General features: G+C 66.7%; 12 protein-coding genes. 8 read left to right on the top strand and 4 right to left on the bottom strand.

Translation table 11 applies throughout. The features are described from left to right. Window positions 1–44 precede the first annotated feature (44 nt). Entirely contained in the window at window positions 45–713 is a 669-nt protein-coding gene (locus DQG15_RS10030) for a hypothetical protein (RefSeq protein WP_116084937.1), read from the top strand. 308 nt (window positions 714–1,021) lie between these two features. On the opposite strand, the gene DQG15_RS10025 is transcribed toward DQG15_RS10030, so the two are convergent. After that, window positions 1,022–1,780 carry an IclR family transcriptional regulator gene (locus DQG15_RS10025; protein WP_198665127.1) on the bottom strand — a complete coding sequence of 253 codons (759 nt, stop codon included), beginning with the start codon at window positions 1,778–1,780 and terminating at the stop codon, window positions 1,022–1,024. Between the two features lie 157 nt (window positions 1,781–1,937). Here DQG15_RS10025 and DQG15_RS10020 point away from each other — a divergent pair, with 157 nt between their 5' ends. Genes DQG15_RS10020 through DQG15_RS10010 form a run of 3 tightly spaced genes read left to right on the top strand, consistent with a single transcriptional unit; the run spans window position 1,938 to window position 4,472 of the window. Further along, a complete protein-coding gene (locus DQG15_RS10020; RefSeq protein ID WP_116084935.1) occupies window positions 1,938–2,864 on the top strand; it encodes a dihydrodipicolinate synthase family protein in 927 nt (308 codons plus the stop codon). Between the two features lie 13 nt (window positions 2,865–2,877). Then, a complete protein-coding gene (locus tag DQG15_RS10015; RefSeq protein ID WP_116084934.1) occupies window positions 2,878–3,870 on the top strand; it encodes a dihydroxyacetone kinase subunit DhaK in 993 nt (330 codons plus the stop codon). Further along, the gene (locus DQG15_RS10010) at window positions 3,870–4,472 is read left to right on the top strand and encodes a DAK2 domain-containing protein (protein ID WP_116084933.1); all 603 of its coding nucleotides are present in this window, start codon (window positions 3,870–3,872) and stop codon (window positions 4,470–4,472) included. The genes DQG15_RS10015 and DQG15_RS10010 overlap by 1 nt, the downstream gene beginning before the upstream one ends. Here DQG15_RS10010 and DQG15_RS10005 read toward each other — a convergent pair whose 3' ends face one another. The 3 genes from DQG15_RS10005 to DQG15_RS18175 all read right to left on the bottom strand — a co-directional run bounded on the left by DQG15_RS10005 (window position 4,473) and on the right by DQG15_RS18175 (window position 7,029). Next, entirely contained in the window at window positions 4,473–5,480 is a 1,008-nt protein-coding gene (locus tag DQG15_RS10005) for a LacI family DNA-binding transcriptional regulator (protein WP_198665126.1), read from the bottom strand. It abuts the gene before it with no gap. Between the two features lie 114 nt (window positions 5,481–5,594). Further along, window positions 5,595–6,305, bottom strand: coding sequence for a nickel pincer cofactor biosynthesis protein LarB (gene larB, locus DQG15_RS10000; RefSeq protein WP_116084930.1), 711 nt, complete (start codon window positions 6,303–6,305; stop codon window positions 5,595–5,597). Then, the gene (locus tag DQG15_RS18175) at window positions 6,298–7,029 is read right to left on the bottom strand and encodes a FadR/GntR family transcriptional regulator (RefSeq protein ID WP_255415133.1); all 732 of its coding nucleotides are present in this window, start codon (window positions 7,027–7,029) and stop codon (window positions 6,298–6,300) included. Before DQG15_RS18175 ends, larB begins: the two co-directional genes overlap by 8 nt. Before the next feature lie 53 nt (window positions 7,030–7,082). On the opposite strand from DQG15_RS18175, the gene DQG15_RS09985 reads away from it, so the two are divergent. From DQG15_RS09985 to DQG15_RS09970, 4 genes are read left to right on the top strand one after another with little or no spacing between them, the layout of a single operon-like run. Continuing rightward, window positions 7,083–8,813, top strand: coding sequence for an IlvD/Edd family dehydratase (locus DQG15_RS09985; RefSeq protein WP_116084927.1), 1,731 nt, complete (start codon window positions 7,083–7,085; stop codon window positions 8,811–8,813). A gap of 12 nt (window positions 8,814–8,825) precedes the next feature. Further along, window positions 8,826–10,142 (top strand): hypothetical protein, encoded by a 1,317-nt coding sequence (locus tag DQG15_RS09980; RefSeq protein WP_116084926.1) that lies wholly within the window; start codon window positions 8,826–8,828, stop codon window positions 10,140–10,142. Beyond that, a complete protein-coding gene (locus tag DQG15_RS09975; protein WP_116084924.1) occupies window positions 10,139–11,230 on the top strand; it encodes a Gfo/Idh/MocA family protein in 1,092 nt (363 codons plus the stop codon). Before DQG15_RS09980 ends, DQG15_RS09975 begins: the two co-directional genes overlap by 4 nt. Beyond that, complete coding sequence (locus tag DQG15_RS09970) at window positions 11,227–12,978, top strand: GMC family oxidoreductase (protein ID WP_116084922.1); 1,752 nt, start codon at window positions 11,227–11,229, stop codon at window positions 12,976–12,978. The genes DQG15_RS09975 and DQG15_RS09970 overlap by 4 nt, the downstream gene beginning before the upstream one ends. The last annotated feature ends 4 nt before the right edge of the window (window positions 12,979–12,982 follow it).

The raw sequence follows: 12,982 nt of genomic DNA, 5'->3' as shown, positions 1-12,982 counted from the left end.
ATTAACGTAGGGTCGAGCGATTTGAACGAAGGTCATTCCCCGCGATGCAACTCCGCGCCACCGTCCTCGCCGCAGGCCTCGCGGCCTGCCTCGTCACCACCGCGGCCATCGCGCAGGAGGCGACCTTCGATCCCGCCAGCCTCGCGGGCGACGACACGCTCCGGCAAGAGACGTTCACCGCCGATGCCGCACTGGCGGAGGCGACGGGCCGTGACATCCCGGTTCCGTTCACGCTCGATATTCCCGTCTCGGACAGGTTCCTCACGCTGATCGACAGCGCCCCCTCCGGCGGCGTCGTGAAGATCAGCTTCGCCCTCGGCGGAGAGGAAGGCCGGATGCGCCTTCTCGAGAATCTCAACATCCTCACCGCGACGTTGCCGGAGGCGGAGGACGGCGCCGGGACCGCGCTTCTCGACCGTCTCCTCACGCAGGACGCCTTTCCCCTCGCGGTCCAGGATTTCCCGGAAGCGAAGCAGATCACCCTCGAAGACATCGAGATCGGGGGCACCGCCGGGCGTCAGCTCATCGGAACCTACCGGATCCCCTCCCTCGGGCTCATGTACCTGCGGCTCGTCGCCCTGCCGGACGCGGAAGCGGAGAATGCGCTGGTCGCCATCGTCAACATCGACGCCCAGCGCGTTCAACTCGCTTCGACGAGCGATCTGGAGAGCACGATCACCGGCCGCGCCCTCGAGACCCTGTCGCTCAGGTAGGTCTCGCCGGAGCCACGACTTTCCTGAGCGTATGCGTGACGGTCCCGGGGCAGAGGCCCACGGCATGCGACTTCGATCGTCAGGCGCGGAACTCGAGGTTCGTGCCGCCGCCCTGAATGGCTACACCTCGCCAGGCATGATCTTCTCAGGACCCGTGGGGTAAGTGCGTCCGGGGAAAGGGGCGGTCCCAGCTTCGCGCTCTTCGCATAACAGAGCCTTTAGACAGGATCATGCGGTAACGGGAATCCGCAGAGCGACTGGGGCTTTGCAGGCGGGTGGCATTTTTGGATAGCTTCAAAGGTCTTGCGTCACTCCTCGTGTCCGAGGAGCCGCGAGACACGGTCGCCCGCGCTGATCACAAGCTTGGCATAGCCGGGTTCGGTCTCGGGGCCGAGATCGGCCGAGGCGCCGCTGACGCTGATCGCCGCGAAGACCTTGCCCGATGGTCCACGGATCGGTCCGGCAAAGCATTTCGTGCCGAAGCGCAGTTCCTCGTCGTCGCGCCCATAGCCGCGGTCGCGGATACGGGAGAGCTCGTCCAGCAGAGCGGATTCATCCACGATTGTGTTTGGCGTAAGCTGGGCGCGGGGGTTTTCGAGAAAGCGCGCGATCGCGGGCGCGGCCTGGTAGGCGAGCGCGACCTTTCCCGATGCGGTGGCATGAGCCGGCGAGGCGTCGAGGACGTAGAGCGTGTTGGTATCGGCCCTGCCCTGGCTCGAGCGGGTGATTACGGTTGAGTTAAGCCCGTCGAAGATCGACAGGTGCACGGTCTGGCCCGTGGCACGGGTCAACTCCTCGACCACGGGGGCGGCGTCACGCCTGAGGTCGAGGCTAGACAGGACCGTGGTGCCGAGCTGGAACAGTTTAATCCCCAGCCGGTACTGGTCTCGCTTGCGGTCCTGTTCGATGAAGCCGTCGTCACGCAGGGCCGCGACGATGCGGTGGACGGTCGGCCGGGGCAACCCCGTCCGTTCAGCCAGCTCGGCGACGGTCAGACGTCGACGCGCGGGCGTGAAGCAGTCGAGCACCGCCGTCATCTTGGTCAGGATCTTTATCTTGTCGGACATGTCTTCGCGGATTGGCCAGCCGGCGCACCGTTGGCTGTGCACGCGGGCGCAGGCTAGCGACCCGTGCCCGGACCGGCAAGCGATCGTGAAGGCGTTTTCCAATTGACCACATTGTGGACTTAATGTCAGCATTGCGGTCAAATGAGGAGGACATCGCATGACAAGGCTGCTGACCAAGGATGACGTCGTCGGAATCTTTCCGCCGGTAATCTCGCCCTTCAACGAAAACGAGGAACTCGATCTCGACGCGTTCAGGAAGGAAATCCGCTACAATCTCGAACTGGGCGTCACCGGCGTTTGCATCGGCGGCTCGACCGGCGAGGGCCACGCGCTCGTCGCCGAGGAGATTGCCGACATGGTCGCCGCCGCCCAGGAGGAACTTGCAGGCAAGATCCCTGTCATGGCGGGTATCATAACCACCTCGTCGCGCGAGGCGGTGAAGCGCGCGAAGGCCGCGCGCGACGCGGGTGCGCAGGCTGTCATGGTGACGCCGCCGATCTACCAGATCTGCTCCGATGACGGGGTGTTCGACTACTATTCGCGTATCCACGGCGAGTCGGGGATGCCCATCGTGGTCTACAACGTGCTGGTGAACGCGGGCGTGACCCCGGCGCTGATGCAGCGCATGTCGGATAATCTCGAACAGACCGGCCTGATCGGCACGAAGGAAAGTATCGGCGGCTCACTCGAGACGCTGACCGAGCTGCTGGAGACCATCGGCGACAGGATCTCGGTAACGTGGGCGCACGACTGGCTGCTCTATCCGGGTCTAGCCCTTGGGGCGCGTGGCTCGATCTCGGGGGCAGCAGCGATCCTGCCTCAGCATTGCCTAGTGATGTGGGACGCGATCCAGCGCAGCGACATCGCTACGGCGCAGAAGATGCATTTCGCGGTCACGGACGTTTGCAGCCAGATCAGCCGCTACAACTGGCCTGCCGGCATCAAGGCCTGCTTCAACCTCCAAGGCCGCCAGGTCGGCCCCTGCCGGGCGCCGTTTCACCGCGTGCCCGACGAACAGGTTGAACGTATCCGCGCCGCCCTGAAGCGCGCCGATGCGGCCCTTGCCGACGTCAGCGGCGACTGAGCGGGAGCGGGACATGAAAAAGATTCTCAACGATCCGCAGACATATGCGACGGACGCGCTCAGGGGCCTCTGCCGCGCGTTTCCGCAATATTATCACCGGGTCGACGGCCATGACCGCGTCATCGCGCGCGCCGACGGTCCGGTGAAGGGCAAGGTGGGCATCGTCACCGGCGGCGGGTCGGGGCACCTGCCGATCTTCACCGGCTATGTCGGTCCGGGCTTTCTCGATGCCTGCGCCTGTGGCGAGGTCTTCGCCTCGCCCTCCTCGGACGAAATCGAAGCGGCCATGAATGCGGCGGATGGCGGCGCGGGGGTGCTCGCGCTCTACGGCAATTACGGCGGCGACGTGATGAACTTCGACATGGCCGCCGAACTTGCGGGCATGGACACCGGGACCGTCCTTCTGGCCGATGACGTGGCCAGCGCCCCGCTGGCCGAGCGCGCCAAGCGCCGGGGCGTCGCGGGGATGGTGCCCACGTTTAAGATCGCGGGCGCGGCAGCGGATGCTGGGCTCGACCTTGAAGGCGTCGCGGCAGTGGCACAGCGCGCGGCGGACGGCTGCCGGACCATGGGCGTCGCGCTGACCTCGTGCACGGTGCCGCAGGCCGGAAAGCCGACTTTCTCCATCGGCGAATCCGAAATGGAGATCGGCATGGGCATCCATGGCGAACCCGGCATCGAGCGCGGCGCGCTGGCGACGGCGGGCGAGATCGCGACACGGATGATCGGCCCCATCCTCGAGGAAATCGCTACGGGGTCGAGCCAGCGCGCGACGATCCTGGTCAACAGCCTCGGCGCGACGCCGGTGGAGGAACTGTTGATCCTTTTCGATCACTTTGCCGACGCGCTCGGGGGCGCGGGAATCGAGATCGTGCATCCCCTGGTCGGGCGCTATGCCACCTCGATGGAGATGGCGGGCGCGTCGGTCACGGTGCTGCCTCTCGACGAGGAGCTCGAGGCCTACCTGACCCGCCCGGCCCGCTGCGCGTTCTGGCAGGTGGGCTGATGGCGATCGGCATCCATGAGCTTCGCGGCGCGGTCCGCCGGGTCGCCGTCGATCTCGAGAATTCGGCGGACGATCTGAACGCGGCGGATGCCGCGCTCGGCGACGGTGATATCGGCATCACGCTTTTGAACGCCTTCCGCGCGCTGGCGGAAGGTGCAGGCGATCTGCCCGACGACATGGGGGCGGCCTGTCTCGACATGGCGCGCACGGTGTCGAAGCATTCCAGCTCGAGCTTCGGAACGCTTCTGGCCACGGCGCTGGTCGCCTGCGGCAAGTCGCTGAAGGGTCGCGAGACCTTCGAGGACGGCGAGATCGCCGCGCTTATGGACACTGCGAGGGACGCAATCCTGGCCCGGGGGAAGGCCTCGCTCGGTGACAAGACGGTGGCGGATTCGCTCGATGCCGCGGCCCGGGCGGCGCGGGAGGCAAGTGGCTCAGTCGGCCCCGCCCTGGCGGATGCGGCCGACGCCGAGGTCGAGGCGTTCCGTGACAAGCCTAACAACGTCGGGCGCGCGCGGATGTACGGCGAGCGGTCGGTCGGGATGCCCGATCCCGGCATGATGGCCTTCGCGCGGCTGGCGCGCGCAGCCGCCGGGCGCTGATCAGGAGGGCGGCACCGGCCCGGTCGAGCCGCGCACAGTCAGCGTGCCCTTCACAACCTCGCGGCAGACGCTGCCAGATTCGATCTCGTGGATGATGGCGCGCGACACGGCGGCGCCCATCCCGGTTGCGGGGACATGCACGGTGGTCAGCGGCGGCTGCATGTTGGCCGCAAGCTCCACGTCGTCGAAGCCCGTAACCGAGATGTCGCGGGGGACGGACAGCCCGGCCGCTTGTGCCTCGCAAACCGCACCGAAGGCGAGGTAGTCGTTGGTGCAGATGATCGCCGTTGGGCGCATGTCCTCGGACAGCATGGCGCGCATCGCCTCGCGACCGCGCGAGATGTTCCAGCCGCTGACTGTCTTGACGTGTTGGGGACGCAGTGCGATCCCCGCTTCGGCCAAGGTCGCGCGAACGCCGTTGACCCGCAGCCGCAGGCGATCGTTGCGCTGGTAATCGCGCGAGATCAAGCCGAAGCGCGTATGCCCTAGATCGAGCAGGTGACGCGTCAGCTCGGCCATCTCGGCGAAGTTGTCGAAGCCGACACAGCGTTCGGGGAAGGTCTCGCCCGTGGTATAGACCACCAAGAAGGGCAGCTTTCGACGCTCGAGCAGGTCGAACAACTGGCGCGGATGATCCTCACCCATGACGACCATGCCCTCGACGCCGGCCTGCACCATCCGTTCGGCCTGGGCTATTGTCAGGTCGGGATCGGACTCGTCGGGATTGCCGAGCAGCAAGGTGAAGCCTTCAGCACGCAGGCCCCGTTGCAGGGATTCTAGCATCGTGGCGATGGTCTGGTGCCCCAGCGTCGGGATCAGCGCGCCCACGGTCCGGGTGCGAAAGCTCGCCAGCGCCTTGGCGGCGCCGTGGGGGATCCATCCGAGCCGCTCGATCGCGGCCTCGACGCGCTGGCGCGTTTCCCCGCGGACCGAGGACGGCGAGTTGATGACCCGTGAGGCAGTTGCGGTCGAGACCTGCGCCAGCCGCGCGACATCCTCGAGCCGCACATGCGAACTCCCGGACCGTCGCGGCCGCGTCTTGCGGTCTGTTCCACCGCGGTCGTTCGATCGTTCCGGCAAATCTGTCTATGTCTTGCTGTTCAACTCTATCGAACAGTCCTACTACACCTGCCGGTCCCGCGCCAGTTCATCCCGGCGCGGCCCCCTGAGAGCGAGCATCTTGATCGCGGCGCAGGCCGCGCCGAACCCGTTGTCGATGTTCACGCAGGTGACCCCGGGCGCGCAGGTCGCCAGGGCCGAGGACAGCGCGGCCTGTCCGCCCGCGGCGACACCATAGCCCTTCGACGTGGGCACGGCGATGAGCGGCGCGGGCACCAGCCCAGCCAGAACGCTGAACAGCGCGCCCTCCATCCCCGCGACGGCAATGACGACCGGCGCCTTGCGAAGTTCGTCGACGACGTCGAGCAGCCGCCATAGACCGGCTACCCCCACGTCGGCCACGATGCCCCCGGGGACCCCGGCAAAATGCAGCGTGGCGCGGGCTTCTTCCGCGACAGTCAGGTCGGACGTACCCGCGGTCACGATGGCGACCGGCGGGCCGGGCTGGGCCGGGGGGATGTCCTGCAGACCAATCACTGCCGTCATGGACGCGGGATGGAACACCACACCGTGCCTGAAGTTCGACGTCAGACGCGCCGCCTCATCCGCCCCGAGGCGCGTCATCAGCATGCGGCGGCCTTCGGCGATGACGGTCTGTACGATCGCATCAAGCTGCCCGGACGTCTTGCCGTCCGCCAGGATCGCCTCGGGCAGGCCGGTACGCGCCTCGCGCGCCCAGTCGAGCCGGTGATCGGGGTCAACGCGGTCAGTCATCGCCCGCAAGCTCGCCGTCGTCGAGCGTCAACCCGAGCCGTCTCCCCGTCATCAGTACATGGGTCCGTGCACTGCGCCGCGCGCCGTTGAAATCGCCCGCTTCGATCGCTTTGAACAGGGTGCGGTGCTCTGCCTGCGCGTCGGCCCCTCGGCCTGCCAGCGTCGCGGAGTTGTGCCGCGCGGCGGTGATGTTCTCGGACAGGAACTGGCTGAGAAAGTTGAACAGGGCGACGAAATGCGGATTCCGGGTCCCGGCGCAGATGGCCCGGTGAAAATCGAGATCGGCGTCGATCCCCGATTTCACGTCACCTGCAGCGAGGGCGTTGTCCATCCGGACCAGGGCGTCGCGCATCGTTTCCAAATCCTCGGTGGTGCAGCGGCGCGCGGCCAAGAATGCCGCCTCTGTCTCGGAGCCCAGCCGGATCTCGAGAATGCGGATGATATCTTCGGGATCACCGCCCATAGGCAACTCGAGCTTCTGCGGGGGCAGCACGTCGGGGATGAACACGCCCAGGCCCTGCCGCGAATGGATCAGCCCTTCGGAGGATAGCTGCGACAGCGCCTCGCGAACGACGGTGCGGCTGACATTCCAGCTATCGGCCATGGATTGCAGTGGTGGTAGCATCTGTCCGGGCGCGAATTCGCCCGCCTGGATGCGATCCCGCATCTCGGTTGCGACATGAGTGACAAGGCTCGCGCCGCGCGCGGGTGGCTGTCTGGACATGGTTGTCTGCTTATCATACGACTGTATTCGAAACTGTAGGAAAGGTCGCAAATTTGACCGAGAGCGGCAAGAGCGGGATATCCCAAGGACTGGCGAACTACGGCGATGCCGGGTTTTCGCGGTTCCTTCGCAAGGCATTCATCAAGGCGATGGGGTATTCGGACGACGCGCTGGATCGGCCCATCGTCGGGATCACCAACACCTATTCCGGCTATAACGCCTGTCATCGTGGTGTTCCCGAGCTGATCGATGCGATCAAGCGCGGCGTCATGCTGGCCGGCGGTCTGCCCATCGATTTCCCCGTGATCTCGATGCACGAGGCGTTCTCGAATCCGACCAGCATGTTCCTGCGCAATCTCATGGCCATGGATGCCGAAGAAATGATCCGCGCGCAGCCGATGGATTCGGTCGTGCTGATCGGTGGCTGCGACAAGACCGTACCCGCCCTGCTGATGGCCGCCTCGAGCGTGAACAAGCCCGCTATCATGACGGTTACCGGCCCCATGATCACAGGCAGCCACAAGGGCGAACGGCTCGGCGCCTGCACCGATTGCCGCCGGTTCTGGGCGATGCATCGCGCCGGCGAGGTGGACGAAACCGAGATCGGCGAGATCGGCGACAAGCTTGCGCCAAGCGCAGGCACCTGCATGGTCATGGGCACCGCCAGCACCATGGCACTCGTCTCCGAGGCTATGGGAATGATGCTGCCCGGCGGCGGCGCCATCCCTGCAGTGCATAGCGACCGGCTGCGCCATGCCGAGGCGACGGGGAGGCGCGCGGTCGAGCTGGCTCGCAACCCGATCCGCCCCCGCGACATCCTGAACGAACGATCCATGGCCAATGCGTTCCGCGTCCTCCAGGCCATCGGCGGGTCGACCAATGCGGTTGTGCACCTCGCGGCGCTGGCCGGGCGGCTCGGCTTCGATTTCGACTACGACCTCTTCGACCGGATGGGGCAGGAAACGCCGGTGCTGGTCGATCTCAAGCCCTCGGGCCAGCACTACATGGAAGACCTCTTCAAGGCGGGGGGACTCGCAGCCATCCTGCGCGAACTGGGCGATCTGGTGGACCGCGACTGCACCACGATCACGGGCCAGACGCTCGGCGAGATCATCGACAGCGGGCCCGAATTGTTCCCGCAGGACGTCGTGCGCCCGATCTCGGACCCGATCTATACAGGCGGCGGCATCCGCGTCTTGGGCGGCAATCTCGCCCCCGGGGGCGCGCTGATCAAGCAGGCCGCCGCCAGCCTCGAACTGATGACCCATACCGGGCGCGCGGTGGTCTTCACCTCGCTTGCCGACATGGCGGCCCGGCTCGACGATCCAGACCTCGATGTAGTGGCCGATGACGTGCTGGTGCTCCAGAACGCGGGGCCAAAGGGCGCCCCCGGTATGCCCGAGGCGGGCTATATTCCGATCCCGAAGAAACTGGCCGCACAGGGTGTCAAGGACATGGTGCGCATTTCCGACGCCCGGATGAGCGGCACGGCCTTCGGGTCCATTGTGCTTCACATCTCGCCCGAGGCGGCGGTGGGTGGCCCGCTGGCGCTGGTGCGCAACGGCGACACGATCCGGCTCGACGTGCCCTCGCAGACGATCGAGATTTTGGTGGATGAAGAAGAGCTGGCCCGCCGCCGCGCTCAGTGGGCGCCCCCCGCCCATACCGAAGAGCGGCGCGGCTACGCCAAGCTCTATTTCGAGGAGGTGAACCAGGCCGAGGACGGGTGCGATTTCGACTTCCTGCGCATGGTGCCAAAGGGCACCCCCGCGCTGGACGTATAGGAGGCGGACACAATGCCATCGGCCAGCTTTCCGGCGATCCACTTTGCCAATCTCGACGACGTCGCGTTGCCCCGCGTCGCGCGGGCCCGCCTGTCCCATCCCGAGGGCGAGGCGATCGCCGACATTCCCGGCGCCGTGCGCAAGTCCGTGCGCGCCGCCCCGCGCCTTGTCGCCCTGCCCGCGGGGTCCTCGGTCGCGGTGGCGATCGGCAGCCGCGGCATTGCGGCAATTCCGGTCATTGCGCGTACCGTGATCGAGACGATCCGCGGAATGGGTCTCGAACCGTTCGTGGTACCTGCGATGGGCAGCCATGGCGGCGGCACAGCCGAGGGGCAACGCGAGGTTCTAGCCAATCTAGGGATGACCGAGGACAGCCTCGGCGCCCCGATCCGCGCGACGATGGACGTGGTCGATTACGGCACCACGCCCGGCGGCGCGCGCTGCAAGTTCGACCGCAACGCCGCCGGGGCCGATGGTATCGTCGTGGTTAATCGAGTGAAGTCGCACACAACCTTCGACCGGCCCATCGAAAGCGGGCTCGTCAAGATGGTGGCGGTCGGACTCGGCAAGGCCGAGGGCGCGCGGTCGGTGCACCGCACCGGGCCCACCGCGCTCAGCGACACGCTTCCCGCGCTGGCGAAGGTCGCGCTGGATCACGCGCCGATCTCGCTCGGGATCGCCATCGTCGAGAACGCGGCGAAGGAGATCGTCGCACTCGAGGGGGTGGCGCCGGAGGACTTTTTCTCGGCCGACGAGCGGCTGCTGAAACATGCGAAGTCGCTGCTGGCCCGCCTGCCCTTCGATCAGATCGACGCTCTGGTGGTCGAACGGATCGGCAAGGATATCAGCGGGGCAGGCATGGATTTCGCCATCACCGGGCGCGCCGATCTGCGGTCGATCCCGAACCCCGAAAAGCCATTCGTCAGCCGGATTGCGGTGCTCGGCCTGACCAAGTCGACGGGCGGCAACGGACTTGGCATCGGGCTGGCCGATTTCACCACCGCTGACACGGTTGACCGGATCGACCTTCAGCAGATCTACATGAACTCGATCACCTCGACGATGGCCGAGAAGTCGCGCATCCCGATCGTCCTTCCTGATGACCGCGCCGCGATCCGCGCCACTGTTGCCACGTCATGGTCGGCCAGCGACCCCGAAACGCGGCTCTGCATCATCCGTTCGACGCTTCATCTGGATGAGATCCTCGTCTCGCCCGCACTGGCGGCCGATCTTCCGAGCGGGGCCGATCTTGGCGGATGGCAGGACATCCGCTTTGACGATGCCGGGCGACTTCTGACCCGTGCCTATGCGGACGAGGCGGGCGCATGAGCCGGCTCAGGATCGGCATCGTTGGCTGCGGCTGGGTCGCCGGAAGCCAGGTCGAGCGGGGCTTTTCGCAGTTGATGGACCTCTTTGAGGTGACGGCCTGCTGCGACCGCACCCCCGACAAGGCAGCCGCCTTTGCGGCCGCCTACGGCATTCCCGCCACCACCCCCGATTACGACGCGCTTCTGGCGCGGGACGACGTGGACGTGGTCAGCATCTGCACGCCCCCATCGCTGCACCATGAGATGATCGTCGCCGCGCTCGAGGCGGGCAAACATGCCATCTCCGAGAAACCGCTGACCAGCTCGCTGGCGCTGACGGACGACCTGATCCGCCGCGAGGGCAACGCGACGAGCCGCGTCATGCCGATCTTCCAGTATCGCTTTGGTCCGGGCCTGTCGAAGATTCGCGCGCTGTTGCGGTCCGACTTGCCCGGGCGCGCCTTCGTCTCGTCGGTCGAGACCGCGTGGAAGCGCGGCGCAGACTATTACGAGGTACCGTGGCGCGGCAAGTTCGCGACCGAGCTCGGCGGTGTCCTTCTGACCCAGGCAATCCACATTCACGACATCTTTCTCGACCTGCGCGGCGACGTGGCGGCCGTGAACGCCTTTCGCGACACCCGTGTGAACCCTATCGAGGTCGAGGATTGCGCGGTCGCGAGCCTTAAGATGGCGGACGGATCGCTAGCGACGCTTACCGCGACGCTGGGGTCCATGCGGCCCGTCACGCGCCTGCGCTTCTGCTTTGAAAACCTGACGGTGGAGCGGCAATGCTTCGACGCCGAGGCGCCGAAACCCGGGCTCGACCCTTGGACCGTGATCGGCCGTACGCCCGAGATCGAGGCGAAGGCCAAGGCGATCATGGCCGCAGCCCCCGACACCGGCACCGATTTCGAGGGCCAGTTCCGCGACTTCCACGCCGCGATCGAAGGGGGCCGTCCTTTCGCCGTGTCCCTGTCAGAGGCGCGCCGGTCGATGGAGCTGGTCACCGCCCTGTTCCATGCCAGCAGCACCGGAACGCAGGTCGCGCTGCCGATCGGACCCGAGCACCCCCTCTATGAGGGCTGGGTGCCAACAGGCGTTGTAGCATGAGCGAGCATTACGACTACGTCATCGTCGGCGGCGGCAGCGCGGGCTGCGTGTTGGCCAACCGCCTGTCGGCGCGGTCGGGCGTGCGCGTTCTTCTGTGCGAGTCCGGCGAGGATACCCCCTATGGCCGCGTCCCAGCCGAGCTTCTGGACAGCTTCGCGGGCCTTGCCTATCTAAATTCGCGATTCCTGTGGAACGATCTCAAGGCCTCGACCGAGCCGATCCGCCACAACGACCCCGATTTCGAGCCGCGCCGCCGCAAGTATGAACAAGCGCGCGTCCTCGGCGGCGGCTCGTCCATCAACGGCCAGCTCGCCAACCGTGGCCTGCCCGGCGATTACGACGAATGGGAACGCGCGGGCGCCACCGGTTGGAACTGGGACAGCGTCCTGCCCTATTTCCGAAAGCTTGAGCGCGATCACGATTTCTGCGGTCCCCTGCACGGCAAGGACGGGCCCATGGCGATCTCGCGCCTCTTTCCGGACATTTGGCCGGGCCATGCCAAGGCGATGGCGCGTGCGCTGGACAAGGCAGGCTTTAACTACATCGCCGACCAGAATGGCGAGTTCGGCGACGGCTACTATCCGGTCCCGATCTCGAACGTCTATGACCGCCGGGTCTCGACCTCGACCGCGTATCTGGGCCCGACGGTGCGGATGCGCGACAACCTGACGGTGATGACGCGCACCGACGTGATCGGGCTGACCTTCGACGGCACGCGCTGCACCGGCGTGCGCCTGCGCCACAAGGGGGAGACGCGCGAGGTCGCGGCGGGCGAGGTGCTGCTTTGTGCGGGCGCTATCCATACCCCGACCCTTCTGCTGCGCGCGGGGATCGGACCCGCCGACGATCTGCGCGACGCGGGCGTCGAGGTGGTGCTGGACAGCCAGGGTGTCGGCCGGCGGCTGATGGACCACCCGGCGGTGGCCGTCGCGGGCTTCATCCATCCCGAGGCGCGGATCAAGGGCCTGACCCGACGCCACCTGATGCTGGGGCTGCGCTTCTCGTCCGGGCTGCCGGGCATGCCGCGTGGCGACATGGCCGCCTCGATCGCCAGCAAGTCTGCGTGGCACGACGTGGGCAGCCAGCTTTCGACTGTGAACATCTGGGTCAACAAGACCTATTCCGAAACCGGCACCGTGCGCCTGTCCTCAACCGATCCCGACCGCCCGCCGCTTGTCGACTTCAACCTGCTGACCGATGCGCGCGACGTGGACCGACTGATGGCCGCCTTCCGGATGCTGGCGGGCATCGTCCTGTCGGCCGAGATGGACGGCGTCGTGTCCGATGTCTTTCCGGCCAGCTACAGCGACAAGGTCCGCCAGGTCGCCGCCGTCACGACCCGCAACAAGGTCCTGACCGCCACGCTGGCGCAAATGCTCGACGGCCCCGCCGCACTCCGCGCCAGGCTGATCGATAGCTTCATCCTCGAAGGCGATCCGATCGACGTGCTGCTGCGGGACGAGGCCGCGCTCGAGGCCTTCGTGCGCCGCTCGGCGGTCGGAGTCTGGCACGCCTCGTGTTCGTGCCGGATGGGCCCCGAGGATGACCCGCTCGCCGTGCTCGACCCCCGCGGGCGGCTGCGCGGCGCGACCAACCTGCGCGTGGTCGACGCGTCGGCCTTCCCTACGATTCCCTGTGCCAACACGAACTTACCCACCATCATGCTGGCCGAGAAAATGGCCGACATGATCCTAGAAGACCGCGATGGCGGCGCCCCGGCGCGCCAGTTGCGGCGACCGGAGGAGTGACCCC

The sequence above is a fragment of the Tropicimonas sp. IMCC34011 genome, from assembly GCF_003390865.1.
GTDB lineage: Bacteria > Pseudomonadota > Alphaproteobacteria > Rhodobacterales > Rhodobacteraceae > Tropicimonas_B.
Note: the sequence above shows the minus strand (reverse complement) of the source record. Positions and strands in the feature narration are given on the sequence as shown.

Bases quoted from the DNA above. Each gene is read 5' to 3' on its own strand.
- DQG15_RS10030 (WP_116084937.1), top strand. From the start codon at position 45: ATGCAACTCCGCGCCACCGTCCTCGCCGCAGGCCTCGCGGCCTGCCTC.
- DQG15_RS10025 (WP_198665127.1), bottom strand. From the start codon at position 1,780: ATGTCCGACAAGATAAAGATCCTGACCAAGATGACGGCGGTGCTCGAC.
- DQG15_RS10020 (WP_116084935.1), top strand. From the start codon at position 1,938: ATGACAAGGCTGCTGACCAAGGATGACGTCGTCGGAATCTTTCCGCCG.
- DQG15_RS10015 (WP_116084934.1), top strand. From the start codon at position 2,878: ATGAAAAAGATTCTCAACGATCCGCAGACATATGCGACGGACGCGCTC.
- DQG15_RS10010 (WP_116084933.1), top strand. From the start codon at position 3,870: ATGGCGATCGGCATCCATGAGCTTCGCGGCGCGGTCCGCCGGGTCGCC.
- larB (WP_116084930.1), bottom strand. From the start codon at position 6,305: ATGACTGACCGCGTTGACCCCGATCACCGGCTCGACTGGGCGCGCGAG.
- DQG15_RS18175 (WP_255415133.1), bottom strand. From the start codon at position 7,029: ATGTCCAGACAGCCACCCGCGCGCGGCGCGAGCCTTGTCACTCATGTC.
- DQG15_RS09980 (WP_116084926.1), top strand. From the start codon at position 8,826: ATGCCATCGGCCAGCTTTCCGGCGATCCACTTTGCCAATCTCGACGAC.
- DQG15_RS09975 (WP_116084924.1), top strand. From the start codon at position 10,139: ATGAGCCGGCTCAGGATCGGCATCGTTGGCTGCGGCTGGGTCGCCGGA.
- DQG15_RS09970 (WP_116084922.1), top strand. From the start codon at position 11,227: ATGAGCGAGCATTACGACTACGTCATCGTCGGCGGCGGCAGCGCGGGC.